The following is a 22725-nucleotide window of genomic DNA, read 5'->3' as shown; positions in this document are numbered from 1 at the left end:
GATGAAACAAGTACTTTGGGGTATAGTATTCTTTGTAGGGTTAGGTAGCCAATCCGTATTTGCACAAAAGTGCAATATGAAGCAATTTAAAGATAAATGTGTGACAGCTTTGCAACGACAAAGAGGGTACACTTTTTTAAAAAGCTACCCCCTCGATGGACAAGGAGGAGTAAAAAAGAAAATTAAATATTCATATATACTTAGCAGGGGTAATACTTACTTGCTTACAATGGCAAATCGACGAGCTGATGCTAAAGGAATCTCTGTAACAATTACTACCTCTAGTGGTAAAACGCTTCTATCAAGTTATGATGAGAGTAAAAAGAAATTCCACGCGGTAGTGGGTTTTAAACCAAAGGTAACAGGTATTTATTATTTTACTTTTGAGTTTCAAAACACCAGAAATTATTGTGCTGCCGGCGTATTAGGGTTTAAGAGGTAGGGCAAAACTTTATTAAAAAATATACAAGCGGTTGTTGTGTTTTGAGCATAGCAACTGCTTTTTTTGTTCGAGCACAAATAATCACTAGACATAATATGATTAATAACTATCACATGAAGGTAGAGCGTACCGCTCAATATAGTACTTATGGTATACTCACTAGCCAAACTGAAAATATATGGTGGGTTTGCCACGGATATGGGCAGTTGGCTCGTTATTTTCTTAAAAAATTTGAAGCATTGGATCCTCAAAAAAATTTTGTGATAGCACCAGAGGCATTGTCACACTTTTACCTAAAGGGGCATCAGCGAGTAGGAGCTAGTTGGATGACTAAAGAAGACCGTTTGCATGAAATTGAGGACTATTTATCTTATTTGAATACATTATATGATAAAGTTTGTCAACAAGATGCTTTTCCAGAAAAAGCGAAATCCTTAGTATTGGGTTTTTCTCAAGGTGTAGCTACTGTAGTAAGGTGGGTATACGAGCAGAAAATAAGTTTTGATCATTTGGTGATGTGGGCAGGAGGATTTCCACCAGATGTAGATTTTTCTAAAACTCAAACGGTGCTGGCAAACAAATCATTGTCGTTTGTATACGGCTTACAGGATGAGTTAATTACCGCAAAACAGTTTGAAACAGAGAGACAACGTATGCTTGAAAAGCAAATTTCACCAAAGGTGGTCACTTTTGAAGGTAAACACGAACTCAATGGTGAAATTTTACAACGTTTGATTGAATAATCACCTCAGTTTTTTTTATTGACAATTGTTGCCGAAGCCTGGGCGGTGGGTAAGATTAATAAGTCGGCAATATTGACATGTGCAGGGCGAGTAACCATAAAGAGAATAGTTTCGGCAATATCTGTAGCAGTAAGCGGTTGGTAGCCCTGATAAGTCTTTTTTGCTTTTTCTTCATCCCCTTTAAAACGAACCTTTGAAAACTCAGTTTCTACCAAACCAGGGTTAATAGCAGACACTCTTATGCCGTGTTTATGCAAATCCATCCTCATTCCTTTATTAATGGCATCTACTGCGTGTTTAGAAGCACAGTATACATTTCCGTTAGGGTATGCTTCTTTGCCTGCCAGAGAGCCCACATGTACCACCTGTCCTGTTTTTCTGTTTACCATTTGTGGTATAATGGCCTTGGTTACATAAAGTAAGCCTTTTACGTTGATATCAATCATCGCATCCCAGTCGTTCACGTCACCGTCTTGAATAGGAGCCAAGCCATGGGCATTACCTGCATTGTTTACCAGTATATCTATATTTTGCCAACTTTTAGGCAAGGAGCCAATAGCCTTATTTACTTCTTGTTGATTGCTTACATCAAATGTGAGCATATAGACATTTACCTTGGTTTGTAGTTCGTCTGCCAGTTCTTCAAGCCGATCTTGTCTTCGTCCACAAATTATTACGTCAAATTTATAATCAGCAAAAACCTCTGCTGTAGCTTTTCCTATACCTGAACTCGCCCCAGTAACGAGAGCTACTTTATTTGTCATAAAAAATAGGTTTAAAAAGTTGATTACTTTGAATATGCATTTGGTTGATTGGTGTAGATAGGGTGGTCAAAGTTGCAAAAAAAAGCAAGAAACTCATAGTAATCAAACAACTATGAGTTTCTTGCGCCATATATTCTCTATAAATAAAATCAGTTTTATTCAAAATGTAGGTATAGCGTTACATTATGAGTACTGAGCCTCTGTAAAGGAGTACTTAGGCGGTTGTTGTCTTGAATAAGGATATTACCAAGCCCATGTGAAAATCTTATTTCAGGAGAGAAACGGAAGAATGAAAAATACACATCAAACCCAAACCCATATTCGATAGAAATGTTGGTATTAGCTACACGTAATATTTCTTTGTCTTCGGCTTTTTGGGCTGATACTGAAAAAGCTGGTTTTACCCCAGCTACCAGGTACATGCCTTTGGTTCCTCTAAGTTGAGAACGATATTTAAGCAAGAGAGGTACTTCTACCATATTGGTAGCAACCACGGCAGTGGTACTGCTTGAGTCGGCAAATAAGTAGTCTATGTTTCGTTCGTAAATACTATAAGTAGGTAGTAAGCGAATCGCCCAGGTTCGGTCAAGGTTAAAGTTCATTACAAAACCCAGCGATAACCCAATAGAGTTTTTTGGGGTTACTAATAATGACGTATTACTGGATGTATCGGCGGTTGTACCAAGGGCAGTAGAGTGTTCTCCAATGTATTTGGTGCTACCTGCGCCAATAAAAAAACCGTAGTTTAAGAACTTCATTTGTTTTTTATTACGCGATCTGCCAGTAATGGCACGAGAGCCTGCATTACGGCTGTTTTTTTTGTAGCTATTGCTATATACACTTCGGGTTGCCCTATTTTTTTTTGTTTGAGCAAATGAGTGTTGACCAGATAATAAAAAAGCAAGCGTAAAGCAACAATAAACTATTTGGTTCCGGTGTATATTGAGCTTATGCCAAATGTTAGAGGTATGCATTTTGTATGATTAAATCCAGTATTATTAAGAATATTCACGAACTCTTTACCATAAGGAAAAGCGTGTACAGATTCGGGCAGGTAAGTATAAGCTGCCTGGTCTTTTGAGACAATCTTTCCAATTAATGGCAAAATGTATTTGAAATAGAAATTATAAATCTGCTTAAAAGGAAAACTGGTAGGTTTTGAAAATTCCAGAATAACTACTTTGCCACCAGGTTTGGTTACTCGATAGATGTCCTGAAGACCTTTTTCCAGATTTTCGAAGTTTCTTACTCCAAAAGAAACGATTACAGCATCAAAATAATTGTCTTCAAACGCCAGTTTTTCAGAGTCTCCCAACTCAAGACTGATCATATTCTCCAGACCTTTCTTTTTAATTTTTTGTTTGCCTACTTCCAACATACCAGCCGATATGTCTACCCCTGTTACTTTGGTAGGCTTTGCTTTGAGGGCAGCAATGGCAAAATCACCTGTGCCAGTAGCAACATCAAGTATGTGAGAGGGTTTATGAGGTTTTAAAAGTTTGATGGCTCGCTTACGCCAGTATATATCTATACCTAAGCTAAGGAAGTGGTTTAAAAAATCGTATTTGGGAGAGATATTGTCAAACATTTTGGCTACTTGAGCCTTCTTATTGTTTTTATCTTCTTTATAAGGAACTACTTCAACCTTGTTCATATAAAAAGTTATTTCAATTGAATTACAAAGAACCGGAATTTTTAAATCAAAACACAACCTTTAATAGAATTGTTAAAAATCCGAGGGAGAATTTTGGAGAAATATAATTGTAGTAGCCGAAACACCCCCTTATGCTGTGTTTATGAGGGTGTTAATAGTATTTTTTAAACAATTTCTTCGTGAGGAATAAACTTAAAAGGAAGGTTGGTAAAAGAACTAAAGTAGGTGCCAAGGTCTTTCATGTCTTCATCGTCTGACTCAAAAGACCATACTACATTTACCTGGTGACCTTTAGCCTGAATAGACTCAAATATCTTAAGTATACGGGAGACCATAGCTGAGGTACTGGTGTTGATATATAAAAAAGTAAAGGTGAGATGGTGCTTTTTTGCCGTTGGGTTTTGTGCATACTGTTCAAGTGTTTGTGCTATTGGGTTATAAAAACCCTGGGTGTCTTCTGGAATGGATAAACCCTTGAACTCAAAAAGCCCTTTTGCAAAATCAAACTCTACTCTTGGAGTAGTATCCGTCTCTTCTATTACAACGTTTTTCATAATGGATTTTTTTCACTATACACTTGTAAACTGACTTTATTGTTAGACAAGTACACAAAAATACAAATTACAACCTAAAAAACTAAATTATAATTTGGGTTTTGTAAATAGGTTAATGGTATGGTTTTCAAAAGATTGTACAATGATTTTAGTTGAAAAGTTGTGAGAATAAATTTATTTCTGAAAAAGATGTAAGATTATGACAGAAATAAATGTTTTCGAACTCTTTTACCTAAGATAACCATTAATATTGAGTTTGTTCAACTTATTATTTACTTTTTTGCTTATACTATATGTGTTTAGAGTATGTTTAAAAATCATAATCTGGGCTAAAAAAGTGATTTTTACGCGCTGACTTCGTTAATTTTTGCGTCAATAGCTAAAGCTATTCACTTAAAAATATATCTCGCCAGCACAAAAAACTCATCATTTTTAACTCCGAAGACAAAATTTAAACATACTCTTAGAATTTTTATCATACCTCAAATAACTAAAAATAAAAATGTTTACTGTACAACAAATCACCAAGCATTTAGAAGACTTTGCTCCAAGAATATACCAAGAGAGCTATGACAATTCGGGACTGATTGTAGGTGATCCAGCAATGAAAGTAACGGGTGTATTGGTATCGTTAGACGCAGTGGAAGCTGTGGTAGATGAGGCAATTGAACGGGGGTGTAATATGATTGTAGCACACCACCCTATTGTTTTTAAAGGGTTGAAAAAGTTTAATGGGCGCAACTATGTAGAGCGAACTGTGATCAAAGCCATCAAACATGACATTGCTATTTATGCCATTCATACCAATCTGGATAATGTAAAAGGAGGGGTAAACTTTAAGATAGCAGAAAAATTAAACCTGGAAAAGGTACAGATTCTTGCTCCTAAAAAACAAAACCAGATGAAACTCACAGTGTTTGTGCCACCAAGTAATGTAAGTACTTTGATAGATGCACTGAGTAAGGCTGGTGCAGGGCAAATAGGTGATTATGACCACTGTAGCTTCAGGGTTACTGGTATGGGGACTTTCAGAGGTAATAAAAATGCTAATCCCACTATAGGAGTAAAAGAACAGTTGGAAGAAGCGAAAGAAGAACGTCTTGAGATGATTTTCCCGACTTATTTGGAAGGAAAAATAGTACGTACTTTGCAAAAGCACCACCCTTATGAAGAAGTAGCCTATTACTTACAATTACTCGAAAACACCAATTTGGCGATAGGTGCTGGTGTGGTAGGTTACTTACCCGAAGCCTTGTCTGGTGAAGTATTTCTGCAGTATTTGAAAGAGCGTATGGAGTTAAAGTGTATCCGCCATACTCATTTAATTGATACCCCGATTCAAAAAGTAGCCTTATGTGGAGGTTCTGGTAGCTTTTTGCTGCGCTCAGCCATGGCACAAAGGGCTGATGTTTTTATCACGGCTGACTACAAATACCATGAGTTTTTTGATGCCGAAGGGAAAATTCTGATCGCTGATATAGGGCATTATGAAAGTGAGAAGTACACCAGTGAGTTGCTAAGGGATTATTTGAAACCTGCTTTTGAAGCACTTAATATTTATATTACTGAAAATAATACAAACCCAATTCACTATTTTTATTAAAATATAGCAGAATTAGTAGGTTTTTATCTTAAAATTTTACGAATATTGTGGTTTTGTTATTGATACATCAATATAACCCTATCAACAATTCACGAATTTCATGGAAAGGACAGTATCGCAAAAGTTAACGGCACTTCTCAAAATGCAATCTATCGATTCTAAAATGGACGAGTTAAAGAAAATGCGAGGGGATTTACCAGAGGAAGTACAAGATTTAGAAGACGAGATTGCAGGGTATGAGACCCGTATCGATAAGTTCAATAGAGAGACCAAAGGTTGGGAAGACGAAATATCTGCCAAAAAGCAACGAAAAAAGGACGCTGATAAACTGATTTTGAAGTACAAAGATCAGCAAATGAACGTTCGCAATAACCGTGAATACGATGCTTTGAGCAAAGAGGTTGAGTCTGAAGAACTTGAAATACAACTGGCAGATAAGAAAATAAAGGAAGCTAAAGCCAAAATTGAAAGCAAAAAAGGGGAGATTGACAAAACCAAACAAATATTGGATGAGCGTCAGAAAGACTTAGCTGGCAAGAAAGAAGAGCTTGACAGTTTGTTAAATGAAAGTCAGGACGAAGAAACTAAATTATTAAAAGACCGTGAAAAACAATCTAAGAATATTGAAGATAGATTGATGCGTTCTTATAATAAGATCAGAAAAAACGCGATCAATGGACTTGCTGTAGTATCAGTAAAAAGAGACGCTTGTGGTGGTTGTTTCAATGTGGTTCCCCCACAAAGACAAGCAGAAATCAGAGAGCGTAAGAAAATTATTGTTTGTGAGCACTGTGGTAGAATATTGGCAGATGTAGAGGAAGTAGTAGTAGAAGAAAAACCAAAGAAAACCACGCGCCGTAAAAAAGCTGCGAAGTAAGAAGTATCATTTGCATATAAAATATAATCTACCCTAACCTATATAAGGTTAGGGTTTTTTTATGCTTTAAATATACCAAACTGTACCAGTTTATACCTAAAGCAATATAGATTTAGGTGGTTGTTTCTCTTATTTTTATTATCTTGATAGAGATGAAAACTGCCAAAAGAAGATTGTTGATTACTATGATTGTGGGTTTAAACCTATTCAATGCCATGGTGATATATAAGTTATGGTGGTCAGAGCTACAGCAAGTGGGGAATACTAAGAAAAAAAAGTTAGCACAACCTACGAAGGTAAAGTCTCATTTAGCTACAGATACCGCCATATGTGCGCAAGTATTTATGCCTATCAAAGGGCACTCCTATAAACTAAGTACTGTTGCTATGCAAAAGTTACAGGATTACCGGACACAACAACGAAAGTTGGCAATGAGATACCCTGGGCTTGTTTTTTTTAATGGAGATACCGCTAGAAAAGAAGTGGCACTTACGTTTGATGATGGTCCTGATGGACAAGTAACGCTCCAGGTGTTAGAGGTATTGGCAAAGTATAAGGTAAAAGGCAGTTTCTTTTTTGTAGGTAACTATGTGCAAAAGTACCCACAAATTGCCCGGCAGGTATACAAACAAGGGCACTTGATTTTGAATCATAGCCATACACATCAATCATATATAAACAAAAGCAAGCAATGGATCAAACAAGATTTATTGGCTGCAGAAAATGCCATAGCTCAAGCTATTGGTAAGCGTCCAGCAATGTTTCGTCCTCCGTATGGCGACATAGATTCGGTAATGATAGAAGAGGTACACGCAAATAAATATAAAAATATTATTTGGTCGTATGATACCCTCGATTGGACAGGAATAGTAAAAGACTCCATAGCTCAAGGAGTAAAGAGTGGCATACGCGCAGGAGAAATTATTTTAATGCATAGCCGCCAAGGCACTATGCCTACTGCTCAGGCATTACCTGATATTATAATGTATTTGCAGGATGTAGGATATACGATTGTGAGTTTAGACAAAATGTTAAACCTAAAAGCATATAAATAGGTGTGAATCAAGAGAAATTTTGTGAAAAAGGATATTTTGCAGAATTTTTACGCATTCATAGATTATTTATTGCCTAAAAATGTTTTAATTAGAGATAGCAGATGATGACACCATTACGTATTTATGCCAAATCAGAAAATAGTTTTCTTGAACCTGCTGATTTGTGTGCTGTTATTTTGGAAAGGCGTGCAGGCACAGGCACCACAAAAAATTACGGATCAGCAAACTTCAGTATCGTTTAATAGCAATACTTTGTATTTTTTTGAAGACACTCAAGGTTCACTTGATTTTACACAAGTCAAGCAACAGGCTTTTGTGCCTGTGAAGTATCCAGATAATAGCTTTGGTGTTTCAAAGTCAGTATTTTGGTTTCGTTTTCATTTACAAAACCATCATCCTACCCAAAAAAAATGGTTACTAAAGGTTGCTCACCCCTTGTTAGATCACCTTACATTGTATTACAGAGTAAATGAAAAGTGGCAAAAGTTAGCTTTAGGTGACAAAAAAATCTTTGCTCAAAGACCTATTGATAGCCGTTATTTTGTGATCCCGTTACGGCTCAGTGGTACCAAACGGCAAACTTACTATTTAAAGGTTCAAAGCGAAAGTAGTATACAAGTACCCCTGACATTATATACACCCAAAGCATTTTATAAGCAGCAAAGCAATGAGCAGTTTTTGTACGGCATGTATTTCGGGATATTGTTGGTGATGGCATTATATAATTTACCTATATTTTTAAGCACCAAAGACCAATCATACCTGCTGTATGTATTGTTTATCTTTGCCACTGGATTGTTCAATGCCGCACTTGAAGGGTATACTTTTCAGCATTTATGGCCAAACCAGGTGTGGTGGAGTAGCGTGAGTGTGATTTTTTTTGGAGGCATATCAGGCATGTGTTTATTTTGGTACACTAGTGTGTTCTTAAATACAAGAAAGTACGCCCCACATTTGCGAAAAATGCTATTAGGAGCTGGGGTTTTGTGTGGATGTACCAGTTTACTTTCGTTTTTTAGTGTCATACTGTCTACCCAAATATTGCCGTTGCTTTATGTATTTAGTTTGCCCACCATTTTATATAGTGCCATCGTATGTTATAAGAGAGGAATGGTAGCTGCAAGGTTTTTCTTGCTTGCGTGGACATTGGTGGTGTTAAGTGTAGTGATCTATAGCTTATCAGTTACAGGTATATTACCATCCAACTTATTTACTCACCACCTCCCTGAAGTTTCATTAGTAGTAGCCATTATATTATTGTCATTAGCTTTGGCAGACCGTTATCGCCAATACAAACGAGAAAAAGAGCAAGTGAGTAACCATATTTTAGAACTACAAAGCCAAACCAATGAGTATCTCGAAACAAAAGTAAAAGAGCGTACCCATGAACTACACAAGAAAGGGGAAGAAATAGCCACCCAAAACGAAGAACTTAAACAGCAGCAAGAAGAGATCATTGCCCAGAGTGAGTTTATTGCTGAAACCAATGCCCAGCTTAAAAAAGAAAGCAAGAAAACCAAAGAAAGCATTCAGGCTGCGCAAGCAATTCAAAATGCTATACTGCCAGGAAGAACTCGCCTACAAGAATTGTTTGATGATCGTTTGTTTGTACTTTATCAGCCTAAAGACATTGTTTCCGGAGATTTTTATTGGGTAAATAAGGTAAAAGAACAGTCACAAGTAGAAAACTTATTGGCAGAGGCAAAAGCATACGGACAAGAAGGCAAGTTTCCATCGACTATCAAGCCCTTGCAGCATACAGAAGCCACTTTTGTAGCTGTGGTAGACTGTACCGGACATGGTATTCCTGGGGCTTTCATGAGCATGATTGGTAATTCTTTATTGAATGAAATTGTCAATGAAATGCAAATTTATGAGACCAACCTAATTTTAGACATGCTGCACAAGAAATTGGTAGGGGGGCTTAACCAAGAAGAGGATGACACGATGGATCAAGGAATGGATGTGTGTTTGTGCAAATGCGAAAAAATGCCGGATGAAACCACCAAGGTTACTTTTACTGGATCTAAACGCCCATTGTATTATATAAAAGATGGCAAACTGGGAGAGTTGAGGGGAGACCGTACCCCGATTGGAGGATGGAGTTTTCGGGCAAGGAAAAAATTTAGCGCCAATACCTTGTATCTCAACCCTGGTGATATGCTGTACCTTACTACAGACGGTTACATAGATTTGCCCAATCGTAAGCGCAAAAGCTTTGGTACACGTCGCCTTAAAATGATGTTTGAAGCCAACGCCCATTTACCTGTTGACCAACAAAAAGAAAAATTCACTCAGGTAATGAAAGAGTTTTTGTTAAACTCTGAACAAAGAGATGACATTACTATAGTAGGGCTTAAGATATAAAAGACCACTGTTTATGGAGCAGGTACCAAGGCATCAACTACGCCATAAAGAACAAGGGGGGCTTAAGATAGAAGATATTGCTTACTCAAACCCTTATGACTATACTCAACTACATCGCCACGACTATTATGAAGTTTTATTGATTAGGCAAGGGGGAGGGAGACAAGTGATTGACTTTGAAGAAACTGACCTCCAGTCGTTGAGCGCCTACATGGTGTTTCCAGGACAAGTACATTTGCTTCAGCGTGCTCCTGATGCCAAAGGTAGCGTAGTGCAATTTACCCAAGAGGTGTTACTTGAGTCGTTGCCATTGTATAATATAGAGTCTATTATAGCACAGCCCGTTGTTTTTGAAGAATTACATACTGTACTTCATTTGCTACAGCAAGCATTAGACTTGCAAGACCCAGTGTCGCAGCAAGTAGCCAGGCACTACCTACATATTTTATTATGGAAAATGATCCAGGCACAACCTCTCAATACTACTCCAACCAAAACCCCTGCTTTGTTAAAACAGTTTCTAAGCTTGCTCGAACAACACATTGCTCAAAGCAAAGCTGTAAAACAATATGCTGAATGGCTGGCTGTTTCGCCACGTAAGCTAAACGAAGTGTGTAAAAATCATTGGGGCAAAACAGGCTTACAAGTAATTCATGAGCACTTGTTGTTAGAAATTAAGCGCTTACTCATGACACAAAGCTTGTCACACAAAGAAATTGCCTATTTGTTAGAGTTTGACAGCCCAGCAGCGTTTAGTGGCTTTGTCAAGCGAAAAACCAATCGTACACCCACTGAGTTACAAGTACAACTTGAACAAATTTATAAGTGATTTACCCTTTTTTGTAAGTTGTACCTGTAGTATATTTTATACATTTGTTTTCAAACAACAATACAAACAATGAACAATCAAGAGTTTAGAAAAAACGCCCACCAATTGGTAGATTGGATGGCTGACTATTTCGAAAACATAGAACAGCATCCTGTCAAATCACAAGTAGTGCCCCGTCAGGTATACAATAGTTTGCCTGATGAATTGCCCTTAAAAGGTGAAAGTTTTGCCGATATTTTTAAAGATTTTGAAGAGAAGATTATTCCAGGAATGACGCACTGGCAACACCCTTCGTTTTTTGCTTATTTTCCAGCCAACGGCAGCTTTCCTTCGTTATTGGCAGAAATGCTCATGTCTGCCATGGGAGCGCAGTGTATGATCTGGGAAACTTCGCCAGCTGCTGCTGAGTTGGAAGAAAAAATGATGCATTGGCTTAAGCAGTTAATGGGAATACCAATGCATTTTGAGGGAGTAATTCAAGACACCGCATCTACTGCCACTTTATGTGCTATACTCACTGCCCGTGAATACTATACTGATTACCAAATAAATATACGAGGTTTTCGGGCAGAGAAATTTACTATCTATTGCTCTGAGCATACCCATTCATCTATAGACAAAGCCGTAAAAATAGCAGGCATAGGAAGTACTCATTTACGTAAAGTAGCGGTAGACGATACATTTGCTTTGCGTCCTGAGTCACTCGAATCACTTATTCAGCAAGACATTGCCCAAGGGTATACCCCACTTTGTGCCATTGCTGCAGTAGGTACTACCAGCTCTACTGCAGTAGACCCAGTGCAGGCAATGGGAACTATTTGTAAAAAGTACAATGTATGGTTGCATGTAGATGCAGCCTATGTAGGAACTGCCACGATGCTGCCCGAAAAACGATGGGCAATTGATGGATTAGAAACGGCTGACTCTTATGTGTTTAACCCCCATAAGTGGATGTTTACCAACTTTGATTGTACGGCATATTTTGTCAAAAGCAAAGAAGCACTTATTAGAACTTTTGAGATAATGCCCGAATATTTGAAAACTAAGTCTGATGGGCAACAAATCAATAATTACCGCGACTGGGGGGTACCTTTAGGGCGTCGTTTTCGTGCGTTGAAATTATGGTTTGTAATGCGTTCGTTTGGAGTAGAGGGATTGCAACAAAAAATAAGAGGGCATATTCAGCTGGCGCAAGATTTGACCGAAATAATCAAACAACGAGAAGATTTCGAGATTTTGGCACCAGTAGAATTTAACTTAATATGTTTTCGTTATAGCCCGGCAAACACAAGCGAAGAAACTTTGAATCAAATCAATGCGCAAATCTTGCACGCCATCAACGAGTCAGGCAAGGCTTACCTGACTCATACCAAGCTTAACGGCAGGTATACCTTACGTTTAGTAATAGGACAAACCAATGTGACTAAGAAACATGTAGAGGCGGTATGGGCACTTATTTTAGCTGAGGTAGCCAAAATACAGACAGCTTTGTTGGTATAATGTGTTGCCTTTCTATATAAAAGAATATCGAATACTGGTTAATGAAAGTGTTTGGGTATACCTTGCTATCAGTAAATTAATCAGTGTTTGAATCGATTGACCAAACCCTTTAATATTACTTAAAACTTCATAAAATAGGTGCCAATGATATGGCTTTCGGGCAGCAACCCCCAATGACGCGAATCCTGGGCATTGTGGCGGTTGTCACCCAGCATAAAGTAATAGTTTTGCTTGAAAGTATATACTTTAAACTCCTGTCCATCTATTACTAGCTTGTCAGCGTAAACCTCTACTTTTTTATTTCCCTCATAATGTTGGATGAGTTTACCATACAACAATAAGTTTTTAGCATTGATAGGCAGTCGCATTCCTTGACGAGGAACTTTTAACGGACCGAAGTGGTCTGCATTCCAGGCAATGTCTTGGTGGTAAGGGTATACAGCCGGGTCAAAACTGCCCACTGCTTTGCGTTGCACAGTGGTTTGGATGTTGGCATTCTTGAAATCTTGCTTTATTTTTTGAATAAGAACAGGGCGGGTATGTACCAAAAAGTTTTTATCCATATAGCCTTGCTCTGGTGTCATTCCGTTGACAAGCAGCGACTTTTTAGGAATAGACACATTGCTTACCATTTTATATAAATATTGTGTTTTTGGAGGGGCAACCTGTTTACGACCGTTTACAAACACTTCGCTGTTACTTATTTTTATTTGCTCACCACTAACGGCTGCACACCTTGCTACAGTGATTTTTTTTGGTAAACGAAAAACTGTAATGTCGCCTCGTTGAACAACCGGGAAAAATGTGTACACTAAAAAACTGCTCTTGGCAGCCAAAGTTCCTTCCATCGAGGAGGTAGGCACTACTACTTGTTTTAATGCATACATAGCAAAAGCAGCAGTGACTATCACTACCACAAGTAGAAACATGAAAAAACGCCTCATAATCTTGTAATTCCTTGAGTTACTAATCGTCAAAATTTATGTTTTTCTGAATAGCCTTACGAAACTTCTCCGGCTTATGAATGTAGGTAAACTTGGTGGCTGCCCCTCCCGAACCAGTAATTTCGATATGCCCAAAGCCTAATAACCTTGCTGTAAGTGTTTGGTCTACCTCTACTGCTTCTATTTGGGTGAGCATCATAGAAGTGGTTTTTCGCCTAAAAACTCCTTCTTGCACAAACACTCGTTGGTTGGTGACTACAAACTCTGATGTATGATGATGGATATATTCTTTCAGAAAACTGATAAGCCCTATACCAGCCGTAATGAGTCCCAAGTACAATATATAGTTAGAAAAATCGCCCAGGTTGAGCTTTTTTTGTAATGTCATGAGGGCTAGTACGCCACCAAATATAATGACTAGAGATGGTGATATGAAGTATAACCAGTGTAAGTGAGTTCTGAAAATCACCTTTTCTTTAGCAAGTAAATTCTGTTTTATGCCCATGGTGTTTAGCTGTAACTATTGTGTGATGAATAAGCCTATGTATAGTGAGAGTTAAAAAAGCCTGTGAATTAGAGGCTTTCAATGAAGAGCAAATATACCAAAAAACTTAGACCTTGTGGGAATTTTATATTTTGAGAGCAAAAAATGTAATTCTTGCCAAAGATGAAGTGTAAAAAGTGGAGTTAAATGACTTTTTTGCAATAAAATATATGATGAAAATGCAGATAGAATTATTCGGGTAAAACCTTAGGAATGGTGTAAAAATAAATTTCTATAGTTTAATAAAATATTTTGTTGCTAGACGCGGTAAAAAATCGGCTAATAGCATCGCTATTCGGCTATTTTTTAACAAAGTATAGCCTCAAAAGATGAGGTTAAGAATGTAAATTTATTTTGGTACCATTCCTTAACGGGTGTTTGACTAAAAACCTCAGGTTGCTAAAATTGAGTCATCTGTGAACTTATCTATACTATACTGAGTAAAATAACTACTTTATGAAACCAAACCCTTGGCTTATGTGTATAAACTTGTTCCTTATGAATTCACCCACATTTTATTCATCATTATGTGTTTACTTTGCAATACGAAATATAACAAAATAAATCACTTACAATAATGAAAAAGACCTTAATATATTTGTCAATTTGCATCACATTACTTGCTTTTAATAGTAATTTATTTGCCCAAAAGTCAGGAAAGTTCTATGCATTTGCAAGTAAGAGAAAAGTAAAAAGAGCAAAAGTAAAGTATAATACTCAGAAAGATGTAGTGGAAGTGAAGCTAGCTGGAGTAAATTATGTATTTAAAAGAGAACGTGTTAAAAACCTAAAAGAAAAAGTATATTCTGCTGCAAACAAGAGGATGTTTTACCTGGAAGACGATGGTTCTTGGATTATTACAGGTAACTTACGAACTAACCCAAGTTGTAAAATTAAATACAGTGAGAAATCATATAGTTTTGGTATTGCTTACCTTTCTACTGACAAAGCAAAAGTGTCAAGTATGAATAAAGAAAAGGGAGTCAAGATAGTAGAAGAAGCTTATGCAAAGCTTTGTCAGGCATATCGTGTGATTGAAGAAGCTAAAATAGCAAAGGTACCATTACCAGAAGAAGGAATGAAAAATGCTAAATTATTACCAGAAGCCATTAAAGTTTCAAAAAGGTGGATTGCAGGCAAGCGTTGGAAAGAAAAAATTATAGGAGGTTATTTCTTTTCTAAAGAATGGAATACGATCCGTCATAAACGTTCAGGAAGAGTTTTGGGGCGTCGTGTTCGTTTAATTGGCTTGATGAAAATGCCTGATGGAAGATGTAAATTTGGTCATTTCTTTATCAGACAAAATTTCAATGGAACTAAATATGGAGTTACATTTTGCGAAGCAAACTCTCGCGTATTTGAGGTAAGCTGCGATAAAGTACAAGCAAAAATAGGAAAGTAATTCTTTTAAATATACGATCAAAAAGCACTACTTGATGCCAAACATGGCATCAAGTAGTGCTTTCTTATTTAATGAGGTGTTTAAATTGCATTTAGAGTTCTGTTTCACCATTGAAAATGAAACAACAAACTAATTTTTAAATACACTCTAAAAATGTAGACTCTATTGTAATAAACAGCGTATGGCAGTAATGATGATAAAATGTGTAAATGATTGATAATTAGCACTTTAGTGTTTTTAATGAAAAAAAGTAATTAAAAATGTCATTTTTTCGTACCAGAGGCATTGTTATAAGTGAAATCGCCACCAGTATATGCATTCATTTTTATCCTAAGATCCTGAAATCTCATAAGCAACCAATAGTTATGCAAATCAACAACCAAGCATGCATCCTGCGATTTCAAAATCAATAACCAGTGTGCACATCCATCAACAACAAAAAAGCAAAAGCGTGAAAATTAGCTAGTTTTCACGCTTTTTTACATTTATAAGCTTTTACAATTTCCTACTTTACTCCTCTGCGTCATTATAATCTTCCAATATTGTTTGTTTCTCTTCTGGGCTTAGCATAGCATCATCCAGAATACTTTCAAGTTCTTCCTTTGAAATGCCCCACATGGCAAAGTTCAAAGGAGGGGTAACTTCTTGTTTCATTGGTTTTGAAGTTTTTAGGTTAGCAGAATGTTTGTTGCGATTATTATGTATTTTTGCCTTATGAGCTAAATACGATACATTTTATGCACGAAAATATAGATTAAATATTGCACATAAGCTTGAGTAATACAACTAAAATATCTTAAAAGAGTTAAACCTATAGAGTCAAACCTACAGGTAGCATTACTTGAAGATAGTGCAACTTGTATAAAAAAACATTGTCTATGAAAGTAGGTAAAATAAGAGAGCTAAAATCACCTTTGAATACAGGGCTCATTGATTATGGCGCTACTTTTGTCTTAGTAATCAGTACGATAGCAAAAAAAAGGCTATCTTTGGGCTTGAAATGAACACAATACAGATAGAAAAAAATACTCGACTTGTAAAAAAGAAGGCTAAAGACCTGGGTTTTGAGTTTTGTGGTATATCAGAAGCTACTTTCTTAGAGGAAGAAGCGCCTCGCCTTGAAGCTTGGCTTAAGCAAAAAATGCAAGGAGAAATGGGGTATATGGCAAATCATTTTGACAAGCGTCTTGACCCAAGATTACTGGTAGACAATGCTAAATCGGTAGTTTCGTTGTTGTACAACTACTACCCTCAGGAAGATATAGCCCAGACACAACAAAACGAAAGTTATAAGGTATCAAAGTATGCGTATGGCACAGACTATCATTTTGTGATCAAAGATAAGCTCAAAGAGTTATTTGCTTTTATTCAGCAGGAAATAGGTGAAGTAGGAGGAAGAGTTTTTGTAGACTCGGCACCAGTAATGGACAAAGCCTGGGCACAAAAAAGTGGGGTAGGGTGGATCGGTAAGCATAGTAATTTGCTTAACCGAAAAATGGGTAGTTTTTTCTTTATTGCTGAGCTTATTTTAGACTTGACACTGACGCCTGATGCACCTACTAAAGATTATTGTGGTACTTGTACCCGCTGCATAGATGCTTGCCCAACTGATGCTATTGTAGAGCCTTATGTGGTAAATGGCAGTCAATGTATTTCATACTTTACCATTGAGCTAAAGGATGAAATACCTCAGGAAGTAAAAGGGAAGTTCGAAAACTGGATTTTTGGCTGTGATATATGTCAGGATGTATGTCCCTGGAATCGTTTTTCCAAGCCTCACCAAGAGCCATTATTTGAACCAAAGCCTGGTCTTAAACAGATGACTAAACAAGATTGGGAAGAAATTACCGAGGATGTTTTTAGAGACTTATTTCGAAAGTCTGCCGTGAAAAGGACAAAAATAAAGGGTTTGAAAAGAAACATAAGTTTCGTATCAAACCCCTAAGAATTTATGAAATGCTAAATCTAAATATAGTTACATTAAGTAAAAAAAATTAAACCATTGAGTGATTGAAGCAACGATCTAATATCTGAGGATAGGTTGGATTAAACATTTGGTAACACCAATCACGGAATTCTTCTACTTCGTTGGGTTTTAAGTATTTAGAAATAGATTTATTTAGCTCTTTTTCAAATAGAATTTTGTCAAAACTGACTTTTTGGAGAATGGTTTTTACATATTCTAACATATTGAAAAAATTAATTTTTGGTGTGTGTAAGTTGAAAAGTACAATATTACTACGAAGTTTAACCGGAAAAGTTCGGTAAATGTTCAAGTATTTTTTTAGTCTAATTATATGTTGTAAAAATACAATTTACTTGTGATTTTACAAAATTAAATACATCATATTTTACAGTGGAATTATTAAATTATAAAAGAGCTTTCCTTGCTTTAACTATATTAACTGCCTGTTTGTCAGTTGGTTGGACGCAAAAACCTCCCTATATAGAATTAGGTAAAACTACTATTGCGCTCAATGAGGCGTTTACAGTCACAATTAAAGTAGAAAACGGAAAAGTGAAATCTTATGCCCCTTTTCCAAACATTCCCAATTTTAAGAAAAACACCATAGCCTCAGTTACTTCATCTAACAATAAAGGCAATGGACAGGTAACTTCTATTGATGCCGTTATCCAAAATTATTATGCAGAAAAAGAAGGTACTTTTGTCATCAAGCCATTCTCTATTAAGGTAAATGGGCAAGTAGTAGAATCACCAGGCATCACAGTAAGGGTGGGCCCTTATGACAAAAACCTTGGAGAACCCTCAAAACTTACTCCCGAAGATTTTATCGACCTTGAAAAAAACAAAGAATATGTAGATATTCAAGAAGATGCTTTTCTGGGATTGTCAACCAACAAAAGTCAAGTATATGTAGGGGAGGGGTTTACAGTAAGCCTTGCGTTTTATGTGGCTTCAGTAAACAAAGCATTTATGGAGTTCCCTCCAGATTTAGGCGATCAGTTGGGGGACATTTTAAAAAAAATACGTCCGGCAAAATCGTGGGAAGAAAACTTCCAAATAGAAGAAATTTCCCCAGTTGAAGTAAATATCAACGGAAAAAAATACAAGCAACATAAACTCTATCAAGCCACCTTTTATCCGCTGAACAGCGAACCCATTGTTTTTCCACGGGTGGGGCTTAAAATGATCAAGTTTAAAATAGCTAAAGACGAAAAAGACCCCACTTCATTAGAAGCCCGTCTGAACATGAAGAAGTCACATAAGTATTTTTATACGCTGCCTAAGCGCATCGAAGTCAAAGAGTTACCCGCTCATCCTCTGAAAGATCAAGTACCTGTAGGTGTATTTTATTTACAAGAGTTTGCTCCCAAAAAACAAATACGTACCGGGTCAAGTTTTGAGTATGGTTTCAGGGTATGGGGAGAAGGGAATATTGCCGAAATTCATGCACCTGAGATTGAAGAAAATGATCATTTTAATTTTTACCCACCAAGCATACAGCAGTCGGTTCAGCGTGCTGGACAAAGGGTGAGTGGCTGGAAAACTTTTACTTTTCACTCTATACCCAAAGAGTCAGGGGTGTATAACTTTAAAAACTACTTTAGCTGGATATTTTTTAACCCCAATACCCAACAATATGATACATTGCGTGCTAAAGCCAAGGTAGAAGCTTCAGGCGAAAGTTTGCGTAACCTTGAAATTTCGTCGGCAAATGTGGGTGATTTTTATGAAGATATCAGTACACAAAGCAACTCACTGAGTCATAACAACTTTAGGCAACAGGTAAGGCATATTGTCAATATAGTCATGCTGATTATGTTGTCAGGGGCGTTGTTTTTGATTTATTGGAGTTATAAAAATAAGCACCTTCAACAACGCAAAGAAAAAGAAAACTAGAATAGGTAAGATTTAATTTGTGACCTTTGTTGCAAAACCCATTTCTAAGTTTTTAATTGCCTGTTTTATAATACTTTATAAACGCATGGCAAAATACCTGACTTCCTACTTTGTTTTTTTGATCATTGTTGGTGGCGACCTTACTGGGCGTATCATTCAATCTGAAACCCTCGATTATATTTTCAAGCCTTTGCTGATGATCTGGTTATTGGGGTTTTATTACCAACAATTGGGAGGAAAACTGGATACTTTTGCCAAGTTAATTATTGGAGCCTTGGTGTTTTCCTGGGGTGGCGATGTATCACTCATGTTTGTAAAGCAGTCAGAACTTTTCTTTATGGTAGGTTTGGCCAATTTCCTTATTGCTCACGTGTTGTATGTAGTGGCTTATCAAAAGTCGGTAAATATGAGTGGGCAAAAGGGTTTTATAAGCCGAAATCCCCTTTGGGCTTTGCCATTTTTGCTATTAGGCGTAGGGTTGTATGCCTACTTATTTCCCCACCTCAAAGAGCTGGCAGTTCCAGTATTGATATATGCCTCTACTATTGTGCTCATGGCAGTTTTTGCGCTCAATCGAAAAGGGTGTACTCATCCCATAAGTTTTCAATGGGTATTTTATGGAGCATTATTATTCGTTGTATCCGATGCTGTAATCGCCATCAATAAATTTGTGGTGCCCGTACCACAAGCTGGACTAGTCATTATGATCACCTATATTGCGGCTCAATGCCTCATTGTAAAAGGTTGTATCGCCCAGGTTCACCATAATTGACCTGGCTTTATGGAAAAAACATTGGTGCCAACGGCAAGACCATTCTCAATGATACCATGTGGCGATTGGTATGTTGTAGATTATCTCCAATAATAATGTTGTAGCCATACATCAAACTAAACAAATTGGCTCCTATTCCTATCTCTGGTCGGATGGCAGCAGCTTTTTGACCATCATCCAGGTAAAATGTCGCTTGCATTCCCAGTGCAATCAGGGCATTTACCCACCCCCCAAACTTTACCCCCTGCATTTTGCCATTGAGGTTAAACTCACCTCCTATACCATAGTGATAGGTAATAAAGTCTTTTTTGAAACCCTTGACTACCCCTGCCTCTATTACACTTTGACTACCTTGTTGAAACCCTGCGTATACCCCCCAGTATTTACCTGCATATTTAGGGTCATATTTAAACTCAGTATTGGGTTGAGCAGTTTCTACATCGCGCTTATTTTTTTTAGAAAACCCCCTATCCCAAAAAAACGCAATATGAAGGTTATCTAACCCCTTAAGTTCTTGGGGGAGTTTTCGGAACCAATTATGGTTTAAGTCGAGCCAGTAGAGCGAATCTAGTTGGTTAAATGAAGGAGGTAGCTTGCGTAAGCAGTTGTCAGGTAGGTGTAACTCTTTTAAATGCGAAAGTTGCCCCAGGTTATTGGGGAGCTTTCTTATTCGGTTACTACCCAACCGCAGGCTTTTGAGTTGGGTGAGTTGCCCAATTTCTGGAGAAATAGTTTTTACCCGATTGCCAAAAAAGTGAAGGGTTTCCAGAGTATTGATTTTAAAAATACTCATAGGTATTTGCCTAAATCGGTTATTGGCCAAGTCGAGGTATTTGAGTTGGCGAAGGTTTTCAAACCCTTGAGGCAATTTTTTGAGCTTATTTTTCTGGAGCTCAAGGTGCTCTAGTTTGTTCAGTTTTATAAAACTATCGGGCAATTTTTTTAGTTTATTCTCTCCCAGTAGTAGCTTTTGCAAATTGACCAACTGATCAATATTATGAGGCAGTTTTGATAGTTTTTTCTTACTAACATCTAGGATATATACTGTTTTAGGTGTTTTAAATGCCTCCTCAAACGAAGTGTATACTTTGGTGTTATTGAGCAAAGCCTGCGCTTGGGCAATGGCAGGAATCCAACATGCGACTACTAAAGCTATAATTGTTTTTTTCACGGGTACTTGAAAAGCGTTGGGTAAATGTTATCAAAAATCAAAACTACTAAAGTTTTTCCATAAAAAAGCATTAGACAAGCAAAGCCCTCCTAATAGCCATACATCAAATACTAGGGGTTTAGCCAATGGGTAGCTTCTTGGGGGGTGTCAAAACTTGCTACTTCTATATTATAGGTTTTGATGTCTTCCAAGGCCTGGTCCAGCGAAAGCTGTACGTGCATATTTTGACTGATCACTATAGCCATATATTTGAGTTTGTGCATCAAAAAGTAAGGGAAAACTTCTTGGTTGAGCCAGTTTTGTGTGTTGGGCAATATAGGGTAGCTCAGCGCCTGCGCGTTGATTAATAGCTTGAAAGGATGATAAGTTTTTGCCAAATCAGTCAACTCGTCAAACTCTTGCTGAAGCTGGTGAGCCTCCAGGTTTTCTGTGTCAGCATGCCATATTTGCGTAAGTGTTTCGTTTGCCTGAGTATAATATGCTATTTGGTAGGGTGTGGTGCGACAATCTATAGTTTTGCCAGTAAGCCATTGGCTGGCTTGGGATATTTGATCAAATACCTTAATCGTTTGGTGTGGGGCTGTTTCCAGAGCGTCAAAAGTTTGCTCCATAGACATTTGCACCAGCGTATTTTTACTTGTAACGAGCGCACTTTTAGTAATACTGCCTGATTTTATCCGGACAAATACATGTTGGTTGTGCCAATCTTGCAAGTCAGGAGAAATAGGATATTCAAAGTTACGGGCATCAATCAGTACCTTGTCTATTTTGTCAAAGTAAGGTGCCAATACTTCATTAGTCAATAAAAACTCTTTTTTATAAATTTCATCGTTGAGATCTTCGCTGGCACTGTTCCATATCTCTATCAAAAGTGCTTCTTTGGCAAATAACACAAAGGTTTGATAAGTACTTCGGTATATTTCTTCCATAATTAGTACAAACGAAAAGATAGAACAAATAGGTGTTACCCCGTTTTTTTCTCAGTTCTTCCGGCTATCAATACAGCCCCAAGCAACGCTACCATTAGTAAAACAGCAATTACCTCAAATACCAAGACATATTGGGTCATTAGTTGTATACCTAAGCCTTGTACTGTAGATTGCTTGATCACTTGTTGGTTTTGAACAGCTTGCTTGATCCAAGGCATTTGCCCCAGGTTAGCCTTATAGATAGCAAACACCAGTATTGCTAATAACCCCAGCCCCAAGACTATACCAGCCAAATTATTTCGAGTTTTGGTCACGGGCTGCACATCTGATGTTTCATCTTGTTGAAAAGGGTTACTGAACCTAATACTAAGATTTTGTGGAGGTCTATTAGTAAGCATAATACCAAATAATAGCAATACCAATATGCCTCCTACATAAATAATGATTTGAGTCACTGCCAAAAAATCGGCTCCTGCAAATACATACAGTGCTGATATACCCAGCAAAATCAATAACAACGAAAAAGCTGCATACAATACCTTACGTGTGCCCAGCAGCACCAAGGCTGATATACCTATTAAGGTAACAAAACCAAAAAAAACTATCTTCAATATCATTGTTTTTGCTTTAATGTTTCATTCTAAGGAATGGTGAGAAATTAAATTACCATTCTTGAGGTAGAGGTTTTGTTTTGAGACGAGGCTATTTTTTGC

Annotated in this window: 23 protein-coding genes; 12 read left to right on the top strand and 11 right to left on the bottom strand. The window is 37.2% G+C overall.

The features are described 5' to 3' along the window. Positions 1 to 76 precede the first annotated feature (76 nt). Together Q0954_RS08195 and Q0954_RS08190 are read left to right on the top strand one after the other, a co-directional pair. Entirely contained in the window at positions 77 to 442 is a 366-nt protein-coding gene (locus tag Q0954_RS08195; RefSeq protein WP_299455750.1) for a hypothetical protein, read from the top strand. Positions 443 to 537: 95 nt separating this feature from the next. Then, a complete protein-coding gene (locus tag Q0954_RS08190; protein WP_299455749.1) occupies positions 538 to 1185 on the top strand; it encodes a phospholipase in 648 nt (215 codons plus the stop codon). Between the two features lie 5 nt (positions 1186 to 1190). Here Q0954_RS08190 and Q0954_RS08185 read toward each other — a convergent pair whose 3' ends face one another. From Q0954_RS08185 to Q0954_RS08170, 4 genes are all read right to left on the bottom strand, one after another. Next, a complete protein-coding gene (locus Q0954_RS08185; protein WP_299455748.1) occupies positions 1191 to 1949 on the bottom strand; it encodes an SDR family NAD(P)-dependent oxidoreductase in 759 nt (252 codons plus the stop codon). 155 nt (positions 1950 to 2104) lie between these two features. After that, positions 2105 to 2707, bottom strand: a complete 603-nt coding sequence (locus tag Q0954_RS08180) for a porin family protein (protein WP_299455747.1) — start codon at positions 2705 to 2707, stop codon at positions 2105 to 2107. Between the two features lie 164 nt (positions 2708 to 2871). Beyond that, positions 2872 to 3603 carry a bifunctional demethylmenaquinone methyltransferase/2-methoxy-6-polyprenyl-1,4-benzoquinol methylase UbiE gene (gene ubiE / locus Q0954_RS08175; RefSeq protein WP_299455746.1) on the bottom strand — a complete coding sequence of 244 codons (732 nt, stop codon included), beginning with the start codon at positions 3601 to 3603 and terminating at the stop codon, positions 2872 to 2874. 164 nt (positions 3604 to 3767) lie between these two features. Beyond that, entirely contained in the window at positions 3768 to 4157 is a 390-nt protein-coding gene (locus Q0954_RS08170; protein WP_299455744.1) for a DUF1987 domain-containing protein, read from the bottom strand. 502 nt (positions 4158 to 4659) lie between these two features. On the opposite strand from Q0954_RS08170, the gene Q0954_RS08165 reads away from it, so the two are divergent. From Q0954_RS08165 to Q0954_RS08140, 6 genes are all read left to right on the top strand, one after another. Then, the gene (locus Q0954_RS08165; protein WP_299455743.1) at positions 4660 to 5760 is read left to right on the top strand and encodes a Nif3-like dinuclear metal center hexameric protein; all 1101 of its coding nucleotides are present in this window, start codon (positions 4660 to 4662) and stop codon (positions 5758 to 5760) included. A 100-nt stretch (positions 5761 to 5860) separates the two neighbouring features. Beyond that, positions 5861 to 6637, top strand: coding sequence for a C4-type zinc ribbon domain-containing protein (locus Q0954_RS08160; RefSeq protein ID WP_299455742.1), 777 nt, complete (start codon positions 5861 to 5863; stop codon positions 6635 to 6637). Positions 6638 to 6789: 152 nt separating this feature from the next. Further along, the gene (locus Q0954_RS08155) at positions 6790 to 7692 is read left to right on the top strand and encodes a polysaccharide deacetylase family protein (protein ID WP_299455741.1); all 903 of its coding nucleotides are present in this window, start codon (positions 6790 to 6792) and stop codon (positions 7690 to 7692) included. Between the two features lie 123 nt (positions 7693 to 7815). Further along, the gene (locus Q0954_RS08150) at positions 7816 to 10059 is read left to right on the top strand and encodes a 7TM diverse intracellular signaling domain-containing protein (RefSeq protein WP_299455739.1); all 2244 of its coding nucleotides are present in this window, start codon (positions 7816 to 7818) and stop codon (positions 10057 to 10059) included. 13 nt (positions 10060 to 10072) lie between these two features. Beyond that, positions 10073 to 10888 (top strand): AraC family transcriptional regulator, encoded by an 816-nt coding sequence (locus Q0954_RS08145; protein WP_299455737.1) that lies wholly within the window; start codon positions 10073 to 10075, stop codon positions 10886 to 10888. 69 nt (positions 10889 to 10957) lie between these two features. Further along, a complete protein-coding gene (locus Q0954_RS08140) occupies positions 10958 to 12388 on the top strand; it encodes an aminotransferase class V-fold PLP-dependent enzyme (protein ID WP_299455735.1) in 1431 nt (476 codons plus the stop codon). Between the two features lie 119 nt (positions 12389 to 12507). Here Q0954_RS08140 and lepB read toward each other — a convergent pair whose 3' ends face one another. After that, positions 12508 to 13332, bottom strand: coding sequence for a signal peptidase I (gene lepB, locus Q0954_RS08135; RefSeq protein ID WP_299455733.1), 825 nt, complete (start codon positions 13330 to 13332; stop codon positions 12508 to 12510). A gap of 22 nt (positions 13333 to 13354) precedes the next feature. Beyond that, positions 13355 to 13720: a PH domain-containing protein gene (locus Q0954_RS08130; RefSeq protein ID WP_299455731.1), complete on the bottom strand. Its 366-nt coding sequence runs from the start codon at positions 13718 to 13720 to the stop codon at positions 13355 to 13357. 733 nt (positions 13721 to 14453) lie between these two features. Between Q0954_RS08130 and Q0954_RS08125 the strand changes: the two genes are divergently transcribed. Beyond that, positions 14454 to 15278, top strand: coding sequence for a hypothetical protein (locus Q0954_RS08125; RefSeq protein ID WP_299455730.1), 825 nt, complete (start codon positions 14454 to 14456; stop codon positions 15276 to 15278). Between the two features lie 510 nt (positions 15279 to 15788). On the opposite strand, the gene Q0954_RS08120 is transcribed toward Q0954_RS08125, so the two are convergent. Then, the gene (locus Q0954_RS08120; RefSeq protein ID WP_299455729.1) at positions 15789 to 15932 is read right to left on the bottom strand and encodes a hypothetical protein; all 144 of its coding nucleotides are present in this window, start codon (positions 15930 to 15932) and stop codon (positions 15789 to 15791) included. A 346-nt stretch (positions 15933 to 16278) separates the two neighbouring features. Between Q0954_RS08120 and queG the strand changes: the two genes are divergently transcribed. Beyond that, positions 16279 to 17223, top strand: a complete 945-nt coding sequence (gene queG / locus Q0954_RS08115; RefSeq protein WP_299455728.1) for a tRNA epoxyqueuosine(34) reductase QueG — start codon at positions 16279 to 16281, stop codon at positions 17221 to 17223. 49 nt (positions 17224 to 17272) lie between these two features. On the opposite strand, the gene Q0954_RS08110 is transcribed toward queG, so the two are convergent. Continuing rightward, a complete protein-coding gene (locus Q0954_RS08110) occupies positions 17273 to 17467 on the bottom strand; it encodes a hypothetical protein (protein WP_002696042.1) in 195 nt (64 codons plus the stop codon). Positions 17468 to 17634: 167 nt separating this feature from the next. Between Q0954_RS08110 and Q0954_RS08105 the strand changes: the two genes are divergently transcribed. Together Q0954_RS08105 and Q0954_RS08100 are read left to right on the top strand one after the other, a co-directional pair. Continuing rightward, positions 17635 to 19140 (top strand): BatD family protein, encoded by a 1506-nt coding sequence (locus Q0954_RS08105; RefSeq protein ID WP_299455725.1) that lies wholly within the window; start codon positions 17635 to 17637, stop codon positions 19138 to 19140. A gap of 85 nt (positions 19141 to 19225) precedes the next feature. Continuing rightward, positions 19226 to 19912, top strand: coding sequence for a lysoplasmalogenase (locus Q0954_RS08100; RefSeq protein WP_299455723.1), 687 nt, complete (start codon positions 19226 to 19228; stop codon positions 19910 to 19912). Between the two features lie 7 nt (positions 19913 to 19919). Here Q0954_RS08100 and Q0954_RS08095 read toward each other — a convergent pair whose 3' ends face one another. The 3 genes from Q0954_RS08095 to Q0954_RS08085 form a co-directional block, all read right to left on the bottom strand. Continuing rightward, positions 19920 to 21083, bottom strand: a complete 1164-nt coding sequence (locus Q0954_RS08095) for a leucine-rich repeat domain-containing protein (protein WP_299455721.1) — start codon at positions 21081 to 21083, stop codon at positions 19920 to 19922. A gap of 110 nt (positions 21084 to 21193) precedes the next feature. Then, positions 21194 to 22012 (bottom strand): hypothetical protein, encoded by an 819-nt coding sequence (locus Q0954_RS08090; protein WP_299455719.1) that lies wholly within the window; start codon positions 22010 to 22012, stop codon positions 21194 to 21196. Positions 22013 to 22047: 35 nt separating this feature from the next. Further along, entirely contained in the window at positions 22048 to 22629 is a 582-nt protein-coding gene (locus tag Q0954_RS08085; protein ID WP_299455717.1) for an NADH-quinone oxidoreductase subunit J, read from the bottom strand. Between the last annotated feature and the right edge of the window lie 96 nt (positions 22630 to 22725).

The organism is uncultured Microscilla sp. (assembly GCF_947493425.1).
Lineage (GTDB): Bacteria > Bacteroidota > Bacteroidia > Cytophagales > Microscillaceae > Microscilla.
Note: the sequence above shows the minus strand (reverse complement) of the source record. Positions and strands in the feature narration are given on the sequence as shown.

Coding starts and splice junctions, on each gene's coding strand:
- Q0954_RS08145 (WP_299455737.1), top strand. CDS start 10,073: ATGGAGCAGGTACCAAGGCATCAACTACGCCATAAAGAACAAGGGGGG.
- Q0954_RS08165 (WP_299455743.1), top strand. CDS start 4,660: ATGTTTACTGTACAACAAATCACCAAGCATTTAGAAGACTTTGCTCCA.
- Q0954_RS08170 (WP_299455744.1), bottom strand. CDS start 4,157: ATGAAAAACGTTGTAATAGAAGAGACGGATACTACTCCAAGAGTAGAG.
- Q0954_RS08110 (WP_002696042.1), bottom strand. CDS start 17,467: ATGTTAGAATATGTAAAAACCATTCTCCAAAAAGTCAGTTTTGACAAA.
- Q0954_RS08180 (WP_299455747.1), bottom strand. CDS start 2,707: ATGAAGTTCTTAAACTACGGTTTTTTTATTGGCGCAGGTAGCACCAAA.
- Q0954_RS08185 (WP_299455748.1), bottom strand. CDS start 1,949: ATGACAAATAAAGTAGCTCTCGTTACTGGGGCGAGTTCAGGTATAGGA.
- Q0954_RS08190 (WP_299455749.1), top strand. CDS start 538: ATGATTAATAACTATCACATGAAGGTAGAGCGTACCGCTCAATATAGT.
- Q0954_RS08155 (WP_299455741.1), top strand. CDS start 6,790: ATGAAAACTGCCAAAAGAAGATTGTTGATTACTATGATTGTGGGTTTA.
- Q0954_RS08150 (WP_299455739.1), top strand. CDS start 7,816: ATGCCAAATCAGAAAATAGTTTTCTTGAACCTGCTGATTTGTGTGCTG.
- ubiE (WP_299455746.1), bottom strand. CDS start 3,603: ATGAACAAGGTTGAAGTAGTTCCTTATAAAGAAGATAAAAACAATAAG.
- Q0954_RS08085 (WP_299455717.1), bottom strand. CDS start 22,629: ATGATATTGAAGATAGTTTTTTTTGGTTTTGTTACCTTAATAGGTATA.
- Q0954_RS08195 (WP_299455750.1), top strand. CDS start 77: ATGAAGCAATTTAAAGATAAATGTGTGACAGCTTTGCAACGACAAAGA.
- lepB (WP_299455733.1), bottom strand. CDS start 13,332: ATGAGGCGTTTTTTCATGTTTCTACTTGTGGTAGTGATAGTCACTGCT.
- Q0954_RS08090 (WP_299455719.1), bottom strand. CDS start 22,012: ATGGAAGAAATATACCGAAGTACTTATCAAACCTTTGTGTTATTTGCC.
- Q0954_RS08160 (WP_299455742.1), top strand. CDS start 5,861: ATGGAAAGGACAGTATCGCAAAAGTTAACGGCACTTCTCAAAATGCAA.
- Q0954_RS08120 (WP_299455729.1), bottom strand. CDS start 15,932: ATGAAACAAGAAGTTACCCCTCCTTTGAACTTTGCCATGTGGGGCATT.
- Q0954_RS08125 (WP_299455730.1), top strand. CDS start 14,454: ATGAAAAAGACCTTAATATATTTGTCAATTTGCATCACATTACTTGCT.
- Q0954_RS08100 (WP_299455723.1), top strand. CDS start 19,226: ATGGCAAAATACCTGACTTCCTACTTTGTTTTTTTGATCATTGTTGGT.
- queG (WP_299455728.1), top strand. CDS start 16,279: ATGAACACAATACAGATAGAAAAAAATACTCGACTTGTAAAAAAGAAG.
- Q0954_RS08140 (WP_299455735.1), top strand. CDS start 10,958: ATGAACAATCAAGAGTTTAGAAAAAACGCCCACCAATTGGTAGATTGG.
- Q0954_RS08130 (WP_299455731.1), bottom strand. CDS start 13,720: ATGACATTACAAAAAAAGCTCAACCTGGGCGATTTTTCTAACTATATA.